The following is an 18,492-nucleotide window of genomic DNA, read 5'->3' on the forward strand; positions in this document are numbered from 1 at the left end:
TATAGAATCAAATACCAGCCTCTCACTGTATATTTGAGATTTTTTTCACTTATCAGCTTATCCCGGAAAAGGTCATAATAAGGCCCCGGTGGTCGGTCTTTCTTATCCGACCACCGGGGCCTTATTCATTTGATAGCCTGTCTTATGATTTATCTTCCTCTGGCGATTTGAAATGCTCGGTCTCCGGGCTGACCATGAGGTCGTTTATAGGATTTACCACAACCTGCCAGTCTTCCCTAGCCATGGTCTTTCCTTCTCCACTGCCGAAAAAGGTTTCTGCCTCCGCTTGGACTTGCTGCCAACCGGCAAAGAACTTTTTCCACCAAGTCCGCATGGTGGCCAGTTGGTTTTTTAAGGCAACTGTTTCTGCTTCCTTGGCAGCCAATTGGGCCTGCAGGTCAGCCACTTGGCCATCTGGGCTGCCTTCACCATCGGCCGGGTGGTCACCAGGGTCATGACCGCCGGTCCCGGCCCCTTCCAGGGCATTTTTAACCGCCTCAATTAAGCCCTTGGAGGTGTAGGTGGCACCCGTAACGGTATCGACATCCACCTTTTGCTGGTCAATCATGGCCGCCCGGATGTCTTTAAAGGGACGGCGGCGGTAATCCCGGCTTTCCTTATTTTTGGTAATGGCGATTTTTTCCAGCCGGCCACTCGAAATGGTAACGTCCACTTCAATGGCCGTCCGATCTCCATTTAAGGCCGCAAACTTCTCGGGCTCTTCTTCCGCCATACTTCCCGGGCCGGTGGATCCATGGTAGCCATAGCCCTTGCCATGGTAGGTCCCGTCCGGAATCTTGCTGATGTCCAGACCCGGTTTAGCCCCCCCGCTGCCCTGCCCGGCTTCTAGCTCGTGGATTTTGGCCTTTAGGGCCTTGATTTCTTCAGCGTGTTTTTTCTTTAAGGCCTCAATCAGGGCCCCGCTGTCCCCACCGCTGCCGGCAAAGGAGGCCTTCATGGCCTGACGGACAGCGTTTTTGATGGCATTAGAGGTAATGGTCGCTCCGGAGAAGGTATCGACCCCCTTAATGGTCTGCTTGCTTATAATCTGGGGTACCACATGGTCCCAGGCATCTGAATAGTAGGGCTCGGTCTCACCGTTCCTATCTAAGACTGTGATCTCCACGATTTTTTTGTCCTTTACGGTAATAGACAACTTGAGTTCATTATTACCGCCATCGCTGTAACCTTTGGCGCTGCCGATAAAGGTACCATCGTGGAGCTGGCCATCTCCCAGCGAGTCTTCCAGCTGCTTATTCAGGGCCTCGACCTCTTCCTTGAGCCGCTTATTTTCTTCTTCCAAGGCCGGGCTGACCCCCGGGTCTTCACTGCCGGCAGCTAGGCCGGCAGACTGGCGTAGGGCCCGGACGGTGGCCTTGAGGATGGCCTTGGATGAAAAAGTAGCCCCGGAAACGGTGTCGACACCGGTCGTAGACCCCTTACTTAAAATGGCGTCCACAACCGCTTCTGCCTGGTCAAAGTATTCCCTGTCCTCATTATGGTCAGTGACCCGCAAGCCGGTTAACTTTTGACCGCTAACACTGGCTTCAACAGTCACAGCACTCTTATAGCCTTGGGCGGTCCCGGTAAAGGTCCCGTCCTTCCAATTGGTGGCCGGGGGCTCACCCTCACCGGACAGGTCGGCCTGTTTCAGGCGTTCATTTTCTTCCTTTAATTTTTTAAGGGTTAGTTCAAATTCTTTCTTGGCCTGGGCCATGGCCCCGCTGGTATCACCAGTTTGACCGGCCTGGGCCAGGGCCATGTTGGTGGCGTTAATGAGACCAAAGGAGGAAAAGGTCGCCCCCGAAATGGTATCCACCCCAGCAGTCCCCCCTTTTTTAACCATCTGGTCCAGGAGGGGCAGGGCCATAGCCAGGTATTCCTTGTCATCATCACTGTCAACCAACTTGACCTGGACCAACTTGCCATCCTTGACCAGCGCTTGGACAGTGGTCTTCAGGTTGTAACCCTTGGCTGACCCCTCATAAGTGCCGTCTTTCAGTTGGGCCGGCACCAAGCCGCCCAGCTTTTCCTTCTGCAGGGTGGCCAACTGGTCTTTTAAGCGCTGGTTTTCTTCCTTTAACCGGTCAGCGGCGGGATTTTTACCTGCCCCAGCGGCTGATTGACTGGATGAAGGGCCGCCACTGGCCTGGGCCAGGGCGTCATTGACGGCATTTAAGAGGCCATTGGAAGAAAAAGTGGCCCCGGAAACGGCATCAATGCCGGCTGTGCCCTTTTGCCCGACGACTCGGTCTAAGATGGCTAGAGCATTATTGATATAGGGCGGGTCTTCATTGCCGGACACCATCCGGGCCGAGCTGATGACCCCACCGCTAATGACCACTTCCACGCCAATACTCCCGGCATAGCCCTGGCCATAGCCAACATAGGTTCCATCCTTTAAGCTGTCAAAGGTCTTACCGCTGGCAGGTGTCGGCGCCGCAGCGCCGCCCTGGCGATGACCGCCTCGGGCCGCCGAAGCCGTTTTTTTCGCCGGTGCACCACCGGCCTTAGAAAGGGCATCGGTAGCTGCTTCTATGATGGCCCGGCTGGTCAGGGTGGCTCCACTGATGGTGTCCACCTCAAGGGACCCCTTGGCCAAGATGGCCTGGATAACCCCAGCCCCCTTTTCATAGTAGCCCGGCGTTTCCGTATGACTTAACACTTTTAAATCAACGATTTTATTATCCTTAACAGTCACCTCGACCGTCACCAAGCCGGAATAGCCTTCGGCTCTCCCGGTATAGGTCCCATCCTTGAGGTTTCCCATCTTAGCCCGGTTGACTAAGCCTTTAGGGGCTTCTTCTTTTGAGCGGTCAGGTCGGACCCGGCTTTGCGTCGTCTCTGACTCATCAGCGCCACCGGCAGACCCCATGGCATAGCCGGTCGTCAGGCTGGTGAGCATGGACAGAGTGAGGATGATACTGATAAAGCTCTTATTCATTCCACCGCCTCCTTTACTTTTTCGCCTTGGCCAGGGCTGCATCGGTCGCATCCAAGAAGCCGCAGGAGCTAAAGGTAGCCCCACTAATGGTATCTACCTTGGTCGACTGGTCTTCCAGCACCTTGGCAATGAGGGGTTCAATCTTGGCCAGGTATTCCTGGTCATCACCGGTTTCAGCAATTTCCGCCTGGCCAATCCAACCGTTGACAACTTTCACCTTGACGGTCATGTCTCCGTTATAGCCTTCCGCCGTTCCGCTATAGTCCCCATCCTTGTAGGGGCCCGGTTCACGATTTTCCACATCTGCAGAAAGACGGGAGGGCTCTGCCTGGACAATCTCCCCATGGGCCAGGATAGACCCACAGGAAATGCCAATCGCCAGGCAGGTCAATAAAGCTTTTTTTCTAGGACCGATCATGGATACCTCCCTTCGTCTTTAAAGCAACCACTACAATCCCTATCGCCTCCCTGGCCCGCTTTTGAAAGCGTAATATTAGGTAGGCTACAAACAAAAGCGTATACAGGCAGCTGGCAAAAATATAGGTATTTTCCGGATGGAGAGCATAGGCCAGCATGACATGCAGGTAAACAAAGGCATAAAAGAGATAGGCATGCCTTTGAATATTCTTCCACCGCTTCCCCTTCAGCTTTTTCCGCACCCTTGGAAAGGACGTCACCCACAGGGGGATAAAAATGACCCCAGCATAAAGGCCCAAAAGGACCATCATGGTAAAGGTCCAAAAGGCCATGCCCTCCATGGCCTTAAACCGATCCAGGTGCAGTAGGGTATCAATGACATAGTGAAAGAGGTGGGGCAGTAGGACAATCCCCCCTAGGATGGACAGTTCGCCCCGGGTCCGCATGATATTTTTTCGCAGGTCCCAGTGCCGGGGCAGGACGGCCCCAAACATGACCACGATGAAAAAGGCCGTGCCCAGGGTGCCGTTATCGCACACCGCCAGGATATGCCCGACCCCGGCCCCGGTTTTTAAGACCTTATCCTGGAGGGTCAAAAGGTAGGCCAGGCAGGCCGTAAAGGCAAAGACCGCCCCGGCCCCATAGAGGGGCCAGTTCAGCATCTGCATATGCTTACCGCCCAGCCGGGCCAGGCCCGCTGCAAAAATCAGAGAAATAAGTAGTTCCATGTAACCTCCCGTGGGCATCTCCCGGATACCTGCTCCACCTTGCTTTAGTCGCAGTTATCCAAGCTTTAAAAAACTGCAAAAGGATCTACAGGCCCGACAGGCGCCGGGTCTGTAGACCTCTTTTTAACTGAAAGGCTTATAGTCAATCCTTTTCCAACAGATAACCCGCTTAAAGCTGGGCCTCTCCTTCAACAAAATTCAAGTAGTAGTCAGCATAAGGGATATTGACATACCGGCCCTGTTTATCAAAGGGTAGATTTCTAAAGTTAAAATTCATCTGCCCAGCATAATCCTTCCTTTCTTGAGGAACGGTAACGGCCCGGTCGCCAGTTGCTTCAATAAAGTAGGTTTTCTGTTTTTTATCGGTATAGTTGGCCCGCAGTTCAATCTTTTTCCCCACAAGGGCGTCCAAATCTGCCTTGGGCACCGGAATGGTAAACCTAAAATTATCCGTCTGCTCAGGGGTTGGCCGGAAGAGGGGCTTCCAGTCTTCCTCACCCTGTACGCGGTAGTCCAGACTGGATAAGACCAGCTTCTCATTTCGAGCAATGTTCAATTTAATATAGGCCTTGGCGCCGGAAGCCTCATGTAAGAAGGTTACTTCCAGTCCCCCCATGACATCATGGCCGACATTTGCTTCCGTCAAAGGCATACCGTCTTTAATCGGCAGGTTAGTGTCTGTTCTTAAGACCTTAATGCCATTAGCAGCGAAATCAGCTCCTTGAATGACCTCTGAACCACCGTCCTGTTTTTCTACAGTAACCTGGTAATCAGAAAAGTCAAAGGGGTCCCCTTGCACATAGCCACCAGCAATATACTTAGAGGCCTTGTCGTTAAAGACGACCCGGTCACCGGTCACCTTAATGCCGCGGACATCATTTTCGCCATTGGCCTTCTGCAGGGCATCTACAATGGCATTGGCCGTCCCCCGAGCCGTCCAGGTGGCACTCGTGGTCGTATCAAAACTCGCCAGCTTAACCCGGTCATAATGAGCTGCTTCCAGCTTAGGCAAAATAGCCTTTCCTATTGCATCATAGGCCGTGATAATCCCCGGCACCCGGCTGAGGCCTCTTGGTGCTATAGAGGGATCATTAAAGAAGTGGTTCATGGCTTCCCGGTAAGCTTCGTCTGTGTACTGCTGCTTACCGGCGTAATTATAGACCCCTTGGACCAAATCGAGCTTCATATTCAGTTGGGCGGCTACACTTTGCGGGTCCTGGTTGGCAATAATGGAACTGATAACCCCATCAAAGCCCTTCTGTTCAAATTCACCACCATCATCAATTTTTACGCCTTTAATGGTTTTTTCAACATTTTTGATTTTACCGTCAGCTACGGTGACGGTTACATCAATCATCTTTTGGTAGCCCTTAGCAGACCCCTGCCATTGGCCATTCGCATAGCTTTGGTTCGCATCTAAGGCTTTTATTTCTGCAATGGGTTTAATCCGCAAGTCGCTAAAATCATCAACCTGCGTCTTCACATCAACAAGCAGGTCTACCTCTTTCTCGCTGTTGTCTGAAAATCGAATGGTGACTGAAATCGTCTGTTGACCAACTTCTGTAAAGGTATGGCTCTGCGGCTTGATGATTTCAGCATCATCTAAGCTATCGAAGCAACCGGCAATATCTTGGGCCGTTAAGGCCTTACCCAGTGGCCAATCCAGGGCCCTGGGCAGCTCTTCAAATTCATCTGCCTCGGTAGGAGCAGCCAATGATTTGACAAAGGCTTCCCCTTTTTTATAGGCGTCTTGGGCCTGGGCCAGGTAGAGGGCCAGGACATCACCCTCTGCACTTGGGTCTTTCATCATTTTGTGCATGATGTCTTTTTGACTGTTTAAGGTGGCCCGCTGGCTTTCAGCCGCTTCACTAACATTTTCCTCAGGGATCTTTGCGGCCAGGTCCTCCAGCTGGACGGACAGGCTTCTCATCTTCCCTTGGTAATATTCACGGAAGGTTACCATGGCCTGGTCTATTTGGTCTTTTGCCCTGCTAATGCTTGCAGCATTAGCCCCTTCATCATCTGCAACCTTTTGAGACGCAGTGTAGGCATCCTGTAAGGGGGTTAAGGCTTTTTCATCATATTGGATGGTGACGCCACCCTTAGCGGTATTATTGGCATCTAACCATTTTTTAGCCTTGGTCAGGCTGGCTTTAAGGGCTGTCTTATCTGCTTTTTCTTGTGGAGCTAAGCTTTTGACATAGGCTTCGGCCGCTTCGTAGATCGGTTTAGCTTGTTCTAGGAAGGTTGCTAAACCTGGAGCGCCCATCGCTTTATTCTTGCTGTACTTCAAGAGAAGATCTCGACGCCCTTCTACTTTTTCACGGTGAGCGGTCGCTTCACCGTTAAAGGGATCATTAGGAATTTTAGCCAGGAGGGCGTCCATTTTACCGGCATAGGCCTTGAGTTTCTCTCTGTAGCTAGCCTTAGCTGCTTCCATGGCTTGGTCGAGACTTTCTTTTGCAGCATCTACTGTAGCCTTATCAGCCTTAAGATCATCTACTGTTCCCTTGGCACTTGTATACGCCTCTTTTAGCGGGGTGACAACATCTTCGGAAAGCTTGTTGCTATCAATCCACTCTTTAGCAGTGGCTAGGCTTTCCTTTAACCCCTTTCGCTCTTCTGGGCTAGCCGGTGTAGCAGCGTGTTTTTCAACATAGGCTTGGGCCTTTTTGTAGGTCGTTTGCCCTTGGGCGAGGCCCATGGCCAGTTGGGCGGCGTCCAGGTTTTTATTATTGGCCAATTTACGGAGCAGGGCACTCCGGCCATTTATCTCGGAAATCAGATCGGTAACTTCATTGCTCTGATCGTCTGGGGTGATTTTACTGACGATGGTATCCAGGTCATTGGCCAGTTGGAGAACCTTGCCTTTGTAGCTTTCCCGAGCGGTTTCCAGGGCCTGATCTACTTTTTCTTTGGCGGCATCTACAGCGGCTTTATCGGCTTTTTGGTTATCTGCTGTTTCTTTGGCAGCTGTGTAGACGGTTTGTAAGGGGGTCTTGACTTCCTGGGATACCTGTTGGCTGTCCAGGATGCCTTTGGCCTTTTTCAGGCTTTCGTTTAACCCCTTCCGCTCTTCTTTGGTGGCCGGTGTAGCAGCGTGCTTTTCAACATAGGCTTGGGCCTTTTTGTAGGTCGTTTGCCCTTGGGCGAGGCCCATGGCCAGTTGGGCGGCGTCCAGGTTTTTATTATTGGCCAATTTACGGAGCAGGGCACTCCGGCCATTTATCTCGGAAATCAGATCGGTAACTTCATTGCTCTGATCGTCTGGGGTGATTTTACTGACGATGGTATCCAGGTCATTGGCCAGTTGGAGAACCTTGCCTTTGTAGCTTTCCCGAGCGGTTTCCAGGGCCTGATCTACTTTTTCTTTGGCGGCATCTACAGCGGCTTTATCGGCTTTTTGGTTATCTGCTGTTTCTTTGGCAGCTGTGTAGACGGTTTGTAAGGGGGTCTTGACTTCCTGGGATACCTGTTGGCTGTCCAGGATGCCTTTGGCCTTTTTCAGGCTTTCGTTTAACCCCTTCCGCTCTTCTTTAGTAGCCGGTGTAGAGGCAGTTTCCCCTTGCTTCTTGACCATGGCCTGGGCTTTTTCATAGGTCGTTTGGCCTTGGGCCAGACCCATGGCTAGTTGGGCTGCATCAAACCAGGCTGTATTGGCATACTTACGTAATTTTTCACTACGTTCGCCCACTTCAGAAATTAAATCTGTAATTTCGTTGCTCTGACTATCTGGTTTAATCTGTGGACGAATAGCATCCAGCTGGTCGGCTAATTGAATTAATTTCTCTTTGTAAATATTTCTAGCCGTTTCTAGGGCCTGGTCTACTTTTTTCTTGGCGGCATCTACAGCGGCTTTATCTGCTTTTTGGTTATCTGCTGTTTCTTTGGCAGCTGTATAGACAGTTTGTAAGGGGGTCTTGACTTCCTGGGACACATGTTTACTGTCCAGGACGCCTTTGGCCTTTTTCAGGCTCTCATTTAACCCCTTCCGCTCTTCTTTGGTAGCCGGCTTGGGTGCCTCTTCTGCTTGCTTTTTCAGAAGTGCTTGGGCACGGTCATAGGTTGTTTGCCCTTGAGATAAGCCCAGGGCCAGTTGGGCGGCGTCGAACCGATCTGTATTGGCGTATCTACGCAATTGACCGCTACGTTCGCCAATTTCAGAAATCAAATCGGAAACTTCGCTACTCTGGCTGTCTGGTTTAATCTGTGGACGAATAGCATCCAGCTGGTCGGCTAATTGAATTAATTTCTCTTTGTAAATATTTCTAGCCGTTTCTAGGGCCTGGTCTACTTTCTTCTTAGCTGCATCTACAGCGGCTTTATCGGCTTTTTGGTTATCTGCTGTTTCTTTGGCAGCTGTGTAGACAGTTTGTAAGGGGGTCTTGACTTCCTGGGACACATGCTTGCTGTCCAGGACGCCTTTGGCCGTTTTCAGGCTTTCAGTTAACCCCTTCCGCTCTTCTGGGCTGGCGGGCTTACTTTCCGGCTTTTTAGGCTGGGCAGGCTTCACTGAACCACCTGAATGGCCGGAGCCGCCAATGGTTACCGTCCCGGTTTTTTTATTCTCGGATTGGTCAGGTTTTTTATCCGGTGCCTTTGTTGCTATTGTTTTTCCATCTTGAATAACCTTAATATCCTTGGGGGCGACCACCGGCTTGACCAGTGTAACCTGGTCAAGGGTGACGGTATCATTGCCTTTTTCGGCCTTGGCGGAAACCGTGAGCTGGCCGCTAATGGTCGTATTTTTTAGGATCACACCCGGCACTTGAACATCGACATCGTTAACCTCACCCAGGCTGTAGGTCCCGGGAACGCTTAAGGCCGGGTTTTTATTGAGGCTCCGGTCCAGCCAGAGGATATTATCTGCTCGTTTACTGGACAAGGTTAGGCTTTCCGTTAAATCCGCCGGGCTAAAAATCCCATTGGCGATGGCCTGCTTCACCGCCTCTTGGGCCCAGGGGGAGACCTTAAGCGTTTCAGGCACTTGAACCTTTTCAGTGGATTGCTTGGGCAAGGGAGACAGCCTTAAAGCAACGGCAATGGCCTGCTCGGCAGTCACCTGGCCATTGGGGCCAAAGGTATCCGGCCCCATTCCAACCAGGTAGCCGGCCTGGACGGCCCGGGCCACTTCCGTGGCATACCAGTCATCCGCTTTTACATCTGTAAACCGGCTGATATCTGCGATCTTCGTAAAGCCCTTGACCCGATTGACAAAGGCGGCTAATTCTGCCCGGGTGATGGGCTGGTCAGGGTTCACTTGTCCCTGGTCATCGCCCTTGACTTTACCTTCTTGAATCCACCGCTGTAAGAGGGCTTCATGTTTATGGCCCTTAACATCCTTGTAAACACCTTGACCAATTGCTTCACTGGCTGCTTGGACCGGTGGGATTAAAGGGGCGAATGGCATAGAGCTAACCATTAAACTGGCTGCCAAAACACCGGCACAAAGTTTTTTGTTTTTCATTCAGGACCTCTTTTCTGTTTTTACTTCAAACACAAGGAGAAACAGATGCCGTAAGGCAGGTGTTACGGCATCTGTTTTCAATGATTAAACTTTAGCAAGTCACTTACTTAAAACTGGGCTTCAAAGTTCTTAAAGGCATCTAAGATGGCCTCTTTAGCACCATGACAGGTAATAGTAGCTCCGGATGAGGTGTCGATATTATTATCGGTCCGCTCACCACCTTCATACTGGGTCTTCATATTTTCAAAGTCTGCCTTGGTTTTGATATTTTTAGCCTTGATAATCTCTGCCAGTGGCGTCGCACCCAACTCCTCCATGTCCGGATCCGGGGCTACACCATAAATCATCCGATCCCAATATTCCTGATTTTTGGTAAATATCACATCATATTCTACCTTACCGGTTGCCTGCTTTATTTGACCCTCATATTCTTTTAGTTGATCCAGGGTAGCATTCCCATTTTTATTTTTCTCATCAACACCAGGAACAGCTTCCGCCGGCGCTAGCTCATAAGAGACCACTTCATGCTGATCATTAAAGGTCACTGTCGCAATCATATAGTAGCTCAATGCCCCTTTCCAATCTTTTTGTCTCTTTACATGGGCCATGCCCTTAACGGTATAGTTGATTTTCTTCCCGACCTTTAGTGTAAAGGGCAGGTTTAGGTCTTCATATTCCTTACTTTGGATGGACAGGGTATATTGACCGGCGTCGGTTTCAGTGAGGTTTTTCAGGGTCAAGGTTCGTTTGGCAAAGTCCAGGGTATATTGGTCCGGGTTAAGAACCTTTTCGCCCATCTTGACTTCCGACCCGACAAGTGTCCGGTCTTCAAGTTCAGCCGGCAGGGCAACAACCGTTTCCCCGCCATTCAAAATATCTGTAGGGGCAATGGCCGGGTAGTTGCCGTTTGGCTTTTTAACCTCTTCTTCCGGTTCAGCTTCTGCTTCGACGGTAGCAGCACTCAATTCAACGGAAGCAGCCTGTAATTCTTCTCGGGTTTTTCTGGAATCAGATAGGGCTGCCTTAGCTGCATCAATAGCTGCTTTCAGCCGTTTATGACTGGGGTGGGTGGCTAAAACTTCTTCAGCATGAGGGAGGTCTTTCTTCATGTTGGACCGAGCTAACAACTTATCGCTATTGTAAAAAGCCAGCTGCAAGGCCATGGGATTGAAAGTAGTTGCTTCTTGAGCCTCTTTCACTTTTTGCTGGACGACTTTTATTTCTTTTTTAAAGTCCTGGTCTTGGTTTTCTTCATCGTCCAGTTCTTCCTGCCACATGTCAATGACATCCAGTGCAGCGCCGAGCATCTTTCGTTTAAAGACCTCTGCTGCTTCAGCCAGTGCCTCTTTTTCAGCCTGGAGTTCTGCCAGGCCGGAGTGGTCATCGGCCAAAACTTTTTTAGCCTGGTCTAGGGCTTTTTTCAAGGGGTCGCGTTTATCCTTATCAAAGGGACCAGAGAATTTTTCACCGGCAAACCAAGCGTCTACCTTATCAATTTCTGCCTTTAAGGCTTCCTGTTCTGCAGACATCTTGCCGACTTCACCGGCATTATCGGAAATGGCCTTAAACATGTAGGTGTAGGTGTCATAGTAGTCAAAGTTTTTCCGCTTATCGGTTTGTAAAGCCTCCTTGCCATACACAATCCCTACAGCCTTTTGTGAGGTATCTGGCACTTCAAAGGCCTTATCCGGGGTCCCTTGGAGGATGTAGTCTTGGCCATTTTTATCGGTCAAAATCACCCGGACTTCGATTTTTTTGCCGACGATTTTATCAAACTTGGACTTGGGCACCGGCATCACAAACTTAAAGGCATCAAATCCCTCTTTTGGCGTATAGAGATTTTCCCACTGGTCGGTACCGACAATTCGATATTGGAACTCCTTTTGCTTGAGCTTTTGGGTTTCACTAATCAGGACTAAAAGTTCTTTCTTAACCCCGGAAGGCACATGGACAAGGTTTAACTGCAGACCCCGGCCGAGGGAGTTACCCACATTTTCTTCAGTTAGGGCCATCCCATCAGTGACTTCTTTGCCGTCATTTTTCCGTTCAACCCGGATGCCCTTTTGAGCAAAGTCAGCCCCTTGGATGGTTTCTGTTTTGCCGCCCCGTTTTTTCAGGACAATAGAGAAGTCCTTAAAGTTCAGAGGGTCACCGGCATTATAACCGGAGGCCTTGTCCTTACCGGCATGGCGGTCAAACTGCACATGAGCACCCTTGATATCCATGCCTAGAACGTCATTTTTAGGGTTGGCCTTGTTTAAGGCGTCAATAATGGCATTGGCCGTCCCATGCCCGGTCCAGGTCGCACCGGAGGCGACGTCAATCCGGTCATACTTGGCTTCTTTAAGTCTATCCCTAACGCCGGCACCAATGGCATCATAGGCTACAATATGACTTTGGTAAATCCGCTGCATGCCACGAGGTGCCCCTTCTTCTGTACCGAAAAAGTGTTTCATAGCTTCCTTGTAGGCCTCATCTGTATGTCCCTGCTCAGCTGCATGGGCATACATGGCCTTGGTTAAGTCAATCTTGGCATTGAGCTGGGCAGCAACGCTCTGGGGATCCTGCTTGTCAATAATGGTCTTGATGACATTGGTAAAGCCCCGTTGCTCATAGGTGCCACCGTCATCAATTTGGCCGTCCCCGGCCTTATCGACGGCGACGATTTTACCCCCCTGAACGGTGACTTTCACATAAAGGTTCTTCTGGTAGCCGAGGGCAAAGCCTTCGTAAACCCCATCCACATAGCCCCGGTCATTATCCAGGGCCTTAATTTCAGCAATGGGTTTGACTGTTAAGCCGCTGTAGTCATCCAGTTTTTCCTTAACATTGAGGATAATGTCCTGTTTTTTCGTACTCTTATCGGCAAACTCAATGGTTGCGGTTACCGTCTGGGTGCCGGCCTGGGTAAACTGGTGGCTGACCGGGTCAATAATTTTGGCCCCTTTAGGGAATTCTTTAAAGGCCTTTTCTAAGTCACCGCTGGTGACCGGTCGGTTGAGGAGCCAGTCCATAATCCGGGGTAACTCATTGTAAGTTTCAGCCTGGGTCTTCTTTGGCTTGTTCGTTTCTTCTTTCGGTTTAGACGAACCGGAACTATGGCCGGAAGAGCCACCTATGGTAACCGTGCCCTTGCTTTTTTTATTGTCTTCCTTAGCTTTATCGGCCGGCTCTTGGGTGGTCAGGCGGGTCCCATCCTGGGTAACTTCCACGCTAGAGGGCGCAACAACCTTATGCGCTAATTTCACCTTATTCAACTGCAAGGAAACAGGTGCCTCTTGGCCAGCCTCTTTTTTCGCGGTGACGGTCAAGGTACCTTTAATTTCCCCATCTTTTAGGGTAATACCGGTGGTTTGGATATCCACATTGTTAACGGTGCCTAGGGTATAGGTGCCGGGTGCGCTTAAAGCAATGTTTTTGTTCAGAGCCCGGTCTAAAATAAGAATATTGTTGGCCCGCTTTTCAGGCTGGACCAAGCCTGCCTGCACTTCTGTTAAAGTAAAAATCCCATTAGCTATGGCCTGGCGAATGGCCTCTTTCGCCCAAGGAGAAGCCTTGATGTCTTCAGGCACTTGTACATCTTTGAGGGATTGGTTGGGCAGTTTCGACAGGCGCAAGGCTACGGCAACGGCCTGTTCTGTCGTAACAGGGCCATTAGGGCTAAAGGTATCCGGGCCCATGCCAACCAGGTAGCCGGCTTTCACGGCCCGGGCAATTTCTGTGGCATACCATTCCGTAGGGTTCACATCTTTAAAATGGCTAATATCTGCTGTTTCTGTATATCCGTTGACCCGGTTAATAAAGCTGGCCAATTCTGCCCGGGTGATGGTTTGATCAGGATTAACTTTTCCCTGGTCATCCCCCTTCACCTTCCCCTCTTCAATCCAACGCTGGAGAAGTTTTTCATGCTTATGGCCCTTAATATCGCCATACTTCATTTGGACTACAGCCTGGTCAGCTGCTTGAGCCGGGTGAGCTAAAGCAGTAACGGGGAAGGAGCTGGCTAGCAGGCTGGCAGCCAAGACGCCGGCACAGATTTTTTTCTTTTTCAAGGTGTTCTTCCTTTCTAGTTCGGAAAAGATCCATGTGAAACGACAAACAACTAAATAGTTTCGTTAACCAACCTTAATAAAACTTTTTAGTTAGGTTAATCTAACTAATTTGATGTAATTATATTATTATATCCTTATTTCGTCAACCGTCAATAAAAAGTTTAAATAATCAATCTTTAAGAAGCGTTTGAGAAAAGGAGGCCCCTACTTAGCCAAAAAAGGCGACTTACCCTTATTTAAAAATGAGAACAGCTGCCTGTCATGTTAAAATTTACAAAAAAAGTCGGACAAGATGTCCGACTAAAAAACAATCCCCTAATCGTTAACCAGGGATTAGGGGATTGGCTATTTATTTTTATTTGTTATCGTCCAGGTCATCCGGCCGATAATGAATTTCAAAGTCTTGGGCTTTCATAGCATCCAGGGATTTTTGTATATCGCTGCGCCCTTCTTGGATGACCTCGTAGTAGACGGTGAGCTGGTTTTCCAGCTTGCTCATGATGTCGTGGGCATAGTTAAAGGCCCCTTCATAAATGTCATGAGCCTGCTGGCGGGCATCGTTGACAATGGCTTCCCCTTCGCTGGTGGCCATTTGGGTGATTTCATGCTGTTCGACCAAGGCACGCGCCCGGTCTTTGGCTTCCGCTATAATGCGATCCTGCTCCTCTTGGGCAGCGGCAATAATGCGCTCCTCATCGCGTTTGACCCATTGGGCGTCTTGAATCGCTGTGGGCATATTCGTCCGTAGACCATCAATGACGGCGAACAAGTCCTCTTGCTCTAAAATGACTTGTTCTTTATTTAAGATGGGCTGCTTAGCGTTTTTGACCATGTCCTCCAGCTGATCAATGAGGTCCAAAATTTCCATGGGCGATACCTCCTGAGTTATTTGTTCTGTATGAGATAGGTAATCTGTGTATCTCCGTACGATTTCTGCTTATATATTAAGAATACCCTATCGTTAAGGGAAAATAAAGCCTTTTTTGCGCTTTCTGCAACAATTAGGCCGTCTTTTGCTAAAAAATGTCCATGATTGATGATATCCAGCACCGGTTCATATAGGTTGGCCCGGTAGGGCGGGTCGAGGAAGATTAAATCGAAGGGGCCTTTGATCCGGCCGGACTTGAGCTGGGCCAGGACATCACCGGCAACCACTTGGGCCCGGCCTCCTTCGCCGGCCCGGTCGATATTTTTTTGTAAAATAGCCCGGGCGGCCTTACTCTGCTCACAAAAGACGACGGATTCTGCCCCTCTGGACAGGGCTTCCAAGCCCATGGCCCCGGTACCGGCGAAGGCATCCAGGATGCGGGCGCCGGGTAGGCGGAACTGAATACTGCTAAAAATAGCCTCCCTGACCCGGTCAGCGGTAGGCCGGGTTTCCAAGCCTTTGGGAGCCTGCAAGCCAAGGCCCCGGTGTTTACCTGCTACGATTCTCATACTTCCTCCTAGGACATCATCCGCCGGCGCATATCGTTCATGTAGGCTGTGAGCAGGGGGGGTACCTCATCCCGGACCTGGACTGCTTTGGCCAGGTCCCGGGCAGCTAGGACCAGGGCCTGGTCTCGGACTGGGTCAGCCAAGCGGAAGACCCCCTGGCCGCTTTGCCGCAGGCCCAGGAGCTCCCCGGGTCCCCGCTGGGCCAGGTCGGCTTCAGCAATCTCAAAGCCATCTGACGTCCGGCTCATCAATTCCAGCCGGGCCCGGGCTTCAGGGCTCCGGTTATCACTAACCAAAAAGCAGTAACTCTGGCTGCTGCCCCGGCCCACCCGGCCCCGCAACTGGTGCAATTGAGCCAGGCCAAAGCGGTCGGCATTTTCAATCACCATGATGGTCGCTTCAGGCACATTAACCCCCACTTCAATAACGGTGGTGGATACCACCATTTGCAGCTGACCGGCTGCAAAATCGGCCATAACCGCGGCCTTGTCGGCGGCCTTCATCCGGCCATGGAGAAGGCCTATGGAAAAGTCTGGAAAGACAGTCCCAGCCAGTTGGCTATAAAGGCTTTCAGCATTTTGCAAGTCCAGTTTTTCGCTCTCTTCGACCAGGGGGCAAACCATATAGACCCGCTCGCCGGCTGCCATATGGGTTCGCAGGAAACCGTAAAGATTTTCCCTTTTATGGCTCCCCATAACATAAGTTTTGATTGGCTGGCGGCCGGGCGGCATCGACCGAATCAGGGTCAAGTCCAAGTCTCCATAGACCGTTAGGGCTAAAGACCGGGGAATTGGCGTAGCTGTCATGACCAAAAGGTCCGGGTGGAGCCCTTTTTCAGTCAAAAGCTGCCGTTGCCGGACGCCAAACCGGTGCTGCTCATCAATGACCACACAACTGAGGTCTTTAAAGACCACATCCGGTTCAAAAAGGGCGTGGGTCCCGATGACCAGGTCAATGTCTCCGGCGGCCAGGTCCGCCAGACGCTCTTGGCGAACCTTGGGCGACAGGCTCCCGGTTAGGGTCTCTACCCGAATGTCGTACCGGGCCAGATCTTCCTTCATGGTCAACTCATGCTGGGTGGCCAAAATTTCCGTAGGTGCCATCAGGGCCCCCTGGTGACCGCCGGCAACGGCCCGTAAAAGGGCCAAGATAGCCACAGTCGTTTTCCCGGATCCGACATCACCCTGGAGCAGCCGGTGCATCTGGTAGGGCGAGGCCATATCGGCCCAAATAGCCTCTACCGCCTTTTTTTGGTCGACCGTCAAGTCATAGGGAAGGGCTGCCAGGTAGCCCCTGGTCAGGTCATCGGCCACCGGGTGGGCAATTCCCCGCTGACGGTCACCGCCCCGTTCCCGGGCCCAGAGGATTAAGAGCATAAATTCCAGGGTTTTCAGAGCCTTCAAGGCCTCATCCAGGGCCTCCCGGTTCGGCGGTTGATGGACCAGCTGCCAGGCCTTAGGAATAGGGCATAAGCTTGTGCCCTGGGGCCAGATATCCTTCATCAAGGGCAGGCCGGCCAGGACCTGGCTGACAGCATCCTGGATTAACTTACCCGATAGCCCTTCAGTGGTCGCATACACCGGCTCAATGCGGCGGTATTGGTCAGCCTCAGCCAAATCCTTCAGAAAGGCATGCCGGGTCACGACGATTTCCCGGCTAAAGCGGGCATTGACCCGGCCAACGCAGAAAAGCGGCCGACCATGGCTAAGCTGGCGGTCCAGCTGCCAGCGGCCAAACCAGGTGGCCACCACCTCGCCTTGGGGCCCTTCCAAGAGGGCCTTCACAAGGGACTTTCCTGTCCGGGTCCTGGCATTTTCAACAGATACCACCCGGCCGGCATAAGCCACCGTTTCGCCATCAATCCAAGTCCCAACAGGCTTGACTTCTGTGTAGTCGTCATAGCGGAAGGGGTAGTGTTGGACCAGGTCAAATAGGGTCCGAATCCCTAAAATGCCGAACTGACTCGCCCGCTTGCTGCCCACCCCCTTCAAGACAGTAACGGGGTCAGTCAGCAGCCAGGTCATCGTCAGACCAATCCATATAGAAGGGGTAGCAGGCAATCCCCTGCTGGCCGCCGATGGCATGGTGGAAGGCCAAGCCCTCATCATTATCCATCAGGCAGGTCCACTTGAGCCCCTCAATGCCGGGCTCACCCTTGAGCGACATGAGCATTTTCTTCCCAATCCCGAGGCCTCGGCCTTCAGGTAAGACAAAGAGGTCCTCTACATAGTAATTGAGATGGCCACTAAAGGTCGATACGACCGGGTAATAAAGCATATAGGCCAACGGTTGGTCAGCCAAAAAGGCCAGGCGGACCTTGGCCACTTGACGGTCGAAAAGCAGGCCAGCCAAGTGTGCCTTGCTGGCTGTAAAATCCTCCGGCCGTTTTTCATGAACGGCCAGTTCATAAATCAGCTGATAGATAAAATCCATATCAGCCCGTTCAGCATCTCTTATGTATATTTCCGAACTTGTTCCCATACGCGTGCCTCCTTTGGTATAATTCATTGTAACGGATTTATCTAAGACCTGCAATTATTGACCCATAAAGGAGAAGCTATGGCATTTGATTATTTCTTATTTGACCTGGATGGCACCCTCATCGACAGTAATAAACACGTTATTGACTGTTTTAAATACGCCTTTCAAGAAGTCCTAGCTGAATCCATCAGCACCCCCGAGATCACAGCCACCTTCGGTATCCCCCTGGAAACAGCCATCCGGGCCATGCGACCGGCAGCCGCAGACGATTTACTAAAGACCTACCGGGCTGAGTCCGACCGCCGAGGCCAGGATGATATCCTCATGGTGCCGGAAGCAGATAAGACCTTAGCCGCCCTCAAGGCCCGCGGCGCCGGCATTGCCGTCGTGACCTCCAAAAAACGGGTCAATGCCTACAAGAGCCTGGACCAATTGGGTCTTTCGCCCTACCTAGATGTCTTTGTCGGCCCGGAAGATACCGACCGGCACAAGCCGGACCCCAAGCCGGTCCAAATCGCCTTAGAGCGATTCGCTGCCCGCCCGGACCAGGCCCTCATGGTCGGCGACTCCGCCCATGACATCACCGCCGCCCAGAAAGCCGGCGTAGCCACCTGTGGTGTCGCCTTCGCCGCCTGTGGCAAGGAAACCCTGGCCCTAGCCCAACCGGATTACATGATTGACCGTCTCTCTGACCTCCTCAGCCTCTGCCGATAGAGGGTGAATGAGGCAAAATCTCGGCTAGAAATACAAATACCCCAGGACAAAAGTCCTGGGGTATTTGTCTATGTAACCGCCACCGACCGCCTGTCAGTGTACGGGCATTAGAGCAGTAGACCGGAGGGATGAAGATAGGGCTATCGGCTCTCCAGGAGTATTGGAATAAGATAGGCCCTGCACCCCTTGCTCCTCATGCGGCCGTTTTCTGCCCTTCTCACTTAGACAAAATTGCTCGGACGCTCACTCACA

The 18,492-nt window shown here is 51.4% G+C and carries 10 protein-coding genes; 1 reads left to right on the forward strand and 9 read right to left on the reverse strand.

The genetic code is table 11. The features are described from left to right. Positions 1-142: 142 nt before the first annotated feature. The 9 genes from ACLGL1_RS07585 to ACLGL1_RS07625 all read right to left on the reverse strand — a co-directional run bounded on the left by ACLGL1_RS07585 (position 143) and on the right by ACLGL1_RS07625 (position 17,526). On the reverse strand, positions 143-2,944 hold the full coding sequence (locus ACLGL1_RS07585; protein ID WP_411008095.1) for an FMN-binding protein: 2,802 nt from the start codon (positions 2,942-2,944) through the stop codon (positions 143-145). A gap of 13 nt (positions 2,945-2,957) precedes the next feature. After that, a complete protein-coding gene (locus ACLGL1_RS07590; RefSeq protein ID WP_411008096.1) occupies positions 2,958-3,362 on the reverse strand; it encodes an FMN-binding protein in 405 nt (134 codons plus the stop codon). Continuing rightward, complete coding sequence (locus ACLGL1_RS07595) at positions 3,349-4,089, reverse strand: hypothetical protein (protein ID WP_411008097.1); 741 nt, start codon at positions 4,087-4,089, stop codon at positions 3,349-3,351. Before ACLGL1_RS07595 ends, ACLGL1_RS07590 begins: the two co-directional genes overlap by 14 nt. A 169-nt stretch (positions 4,090-4,258) precedes the next feature. Then, a complete protein-coding gene (locus ACLGL1_RS07600) occupies positions 4,259-9,556 on the reverse strand; it encodes an S-layer homology domain-containing protein (RefSeq protein WP_411008098.1) in 5,298 nt (1,765 codons plus the stop codon). A gap of 107 nt (positions 9,557-9,663) precedes the next feature. Beyond that, entirely contained in the window at positions 9,664-13,608 is a 3,945-nt protein-coding gene (locus ACLGL1_RS07605; RefSeq protein WP_411008099.1) for an S-layer homology domain-containing protein, read from the reverse strand. 355 nt (positions 13,609-13,963) lie between these two features. After that, complete coding sequence (locus ACLGL1_RS07610; RefSeq protein ID WP_411008100.1) at positions 13,964-14,476, reverse strand: hypothetical protein; 513 nt, start codon at positions 14,474-14,476, stop codon at positions 13,964-13,966. Between the two features lie 17 nt (positions 14,477-14,493). Continuing rightward, positions 14,494-15,045 (reverse strand): 16S rRNA (guanine(966)-N(2))-methyltransferase RsmD, encoded by a 552-nt coding sequence (gene rsmD, locus ACLGL1_RS07615; protein WP_411008101.1) that lies wholly within the window; start codon positions 15,043-15,045, stop codon positions 14,494-14,496. Positions 15,046-15,053: 8 nt separating this feature from the next. Then, the gene (gene recG / locus ACLGL1_RS07620) at positions 15,054-17,069 is read right to left on the reverse strand and encodes an ATP-dependent DNA helicase RecG (protein WP_411008102.1); all 2,016 of its coding nucleotides are present in this window, start codon (positions 17,067-17,069) and stop codon (positions 15,054-15,056) included. Then, the gene (locus ACLGL1_RS07625; RefSeq protein WP_411008103.1) at positions 17,050-17,526 is read right to left on the reverse strand and encodes a GNAT family N-acetyltransferase; all 477 of its coding nucleotides are present in this window, start codon (positions 17,524-17,526) and stop codon (positions 17,050-17,052) included. Before ACLGL1_RS07625 ends, recG begins: the two co-directional genes overlap by 20 nt. 78 nt (positions 17,527-17,604) lie before the next feature. Between ACLGL1_RS07625 and ACLGL1_RS07630 the strand changes: the two genes are divergently transcribed. Further along, positions 17,605-18,240 (forward strand): HAD-IA family hydrolase, encoded by a 636-nt coding sequence (locus tag ACLGL1_RS07630; RefSeq protein WP_411008104.1) that lies wholly within the window; start codon positions 17,605-17,607, stop codon positions 18,238-18,240. Positions 18,241-18,492: the final 252 nt, after the last annotated feature.

The organism is Peptococcus simiae, from assembly GCF_046569735.1.
In the GTDB taxonomy this organism is placed as follows: domain Bacteria; phylum Bacillota; class Peptococcia; order Peptococcales; family Peptococcaceae; genus Peptococcus; species Peptococcus simiae_A.

Coding starts and splice junctions, on each gene's coding strand:
- recG (WP_411008102.1), bottom strand. CDS start 17,069: ATGACCTGGCTGCTGACTGACCCCGTTACTGTCTTGAAGGGGGTGGGC.
- ACLGL1_RS07600 (WP_411008098.1), bottom strand. CDS start 9,556: ATGAAAAACAAAAAACTTTGTGCCGGTGTTTTGGCAGCCAGTTTAATG.
- ACLGL1_RS07585 (WP_411008095.1), bottom strand. CDS start 2,944: ATGAATAAGAGCTTTATCAGTATCATCCTCACTCTGTCCATGCTCACC.
- ACLGL1_RS07590 (WP_411008096.1), bottom strand. CDS start 3,362: ATGATCGGTCCTAGAAAAAAAGCTTTATTGACCTGCCTGGCGATTGGC.
- ACLGL1_RS07610 (WP_411008100.1), bottom strand. CDS start 14,476: ATGGAAATTTTGGACCTCATTGATCAGCTGGAGGACATGGTCAAAAAC.
- ACLGL1_RS07625 (WP_411008103.1), bottom strand. CDS start 17,526: ATGGGAACAAGTTCGGAAATATACATAAGAGATGCTGAACGGGCTGAT.
- ACLGL1_RS07595 (WP_411008097.1), bottom strand. CDS start 4,089: ATGGAACTACTTATTTCTCTGATTTTTGCAGCGGGCCTGGCCCGGCTG.
- rsmD (WP_411008101.1), bottom strand. CDS start 15,045: ATGAGAATCGTAGCAGGTAAACACCGGGGCCTTGGCTTGCAGGCTCCC.
- ACLGL1_RS07630 (WP_411008104.1), top strand. CDS start 17,605: ATGGCATTTGATTATTTCTTATTTGACCTGGATGGCACCCTCATCGAC.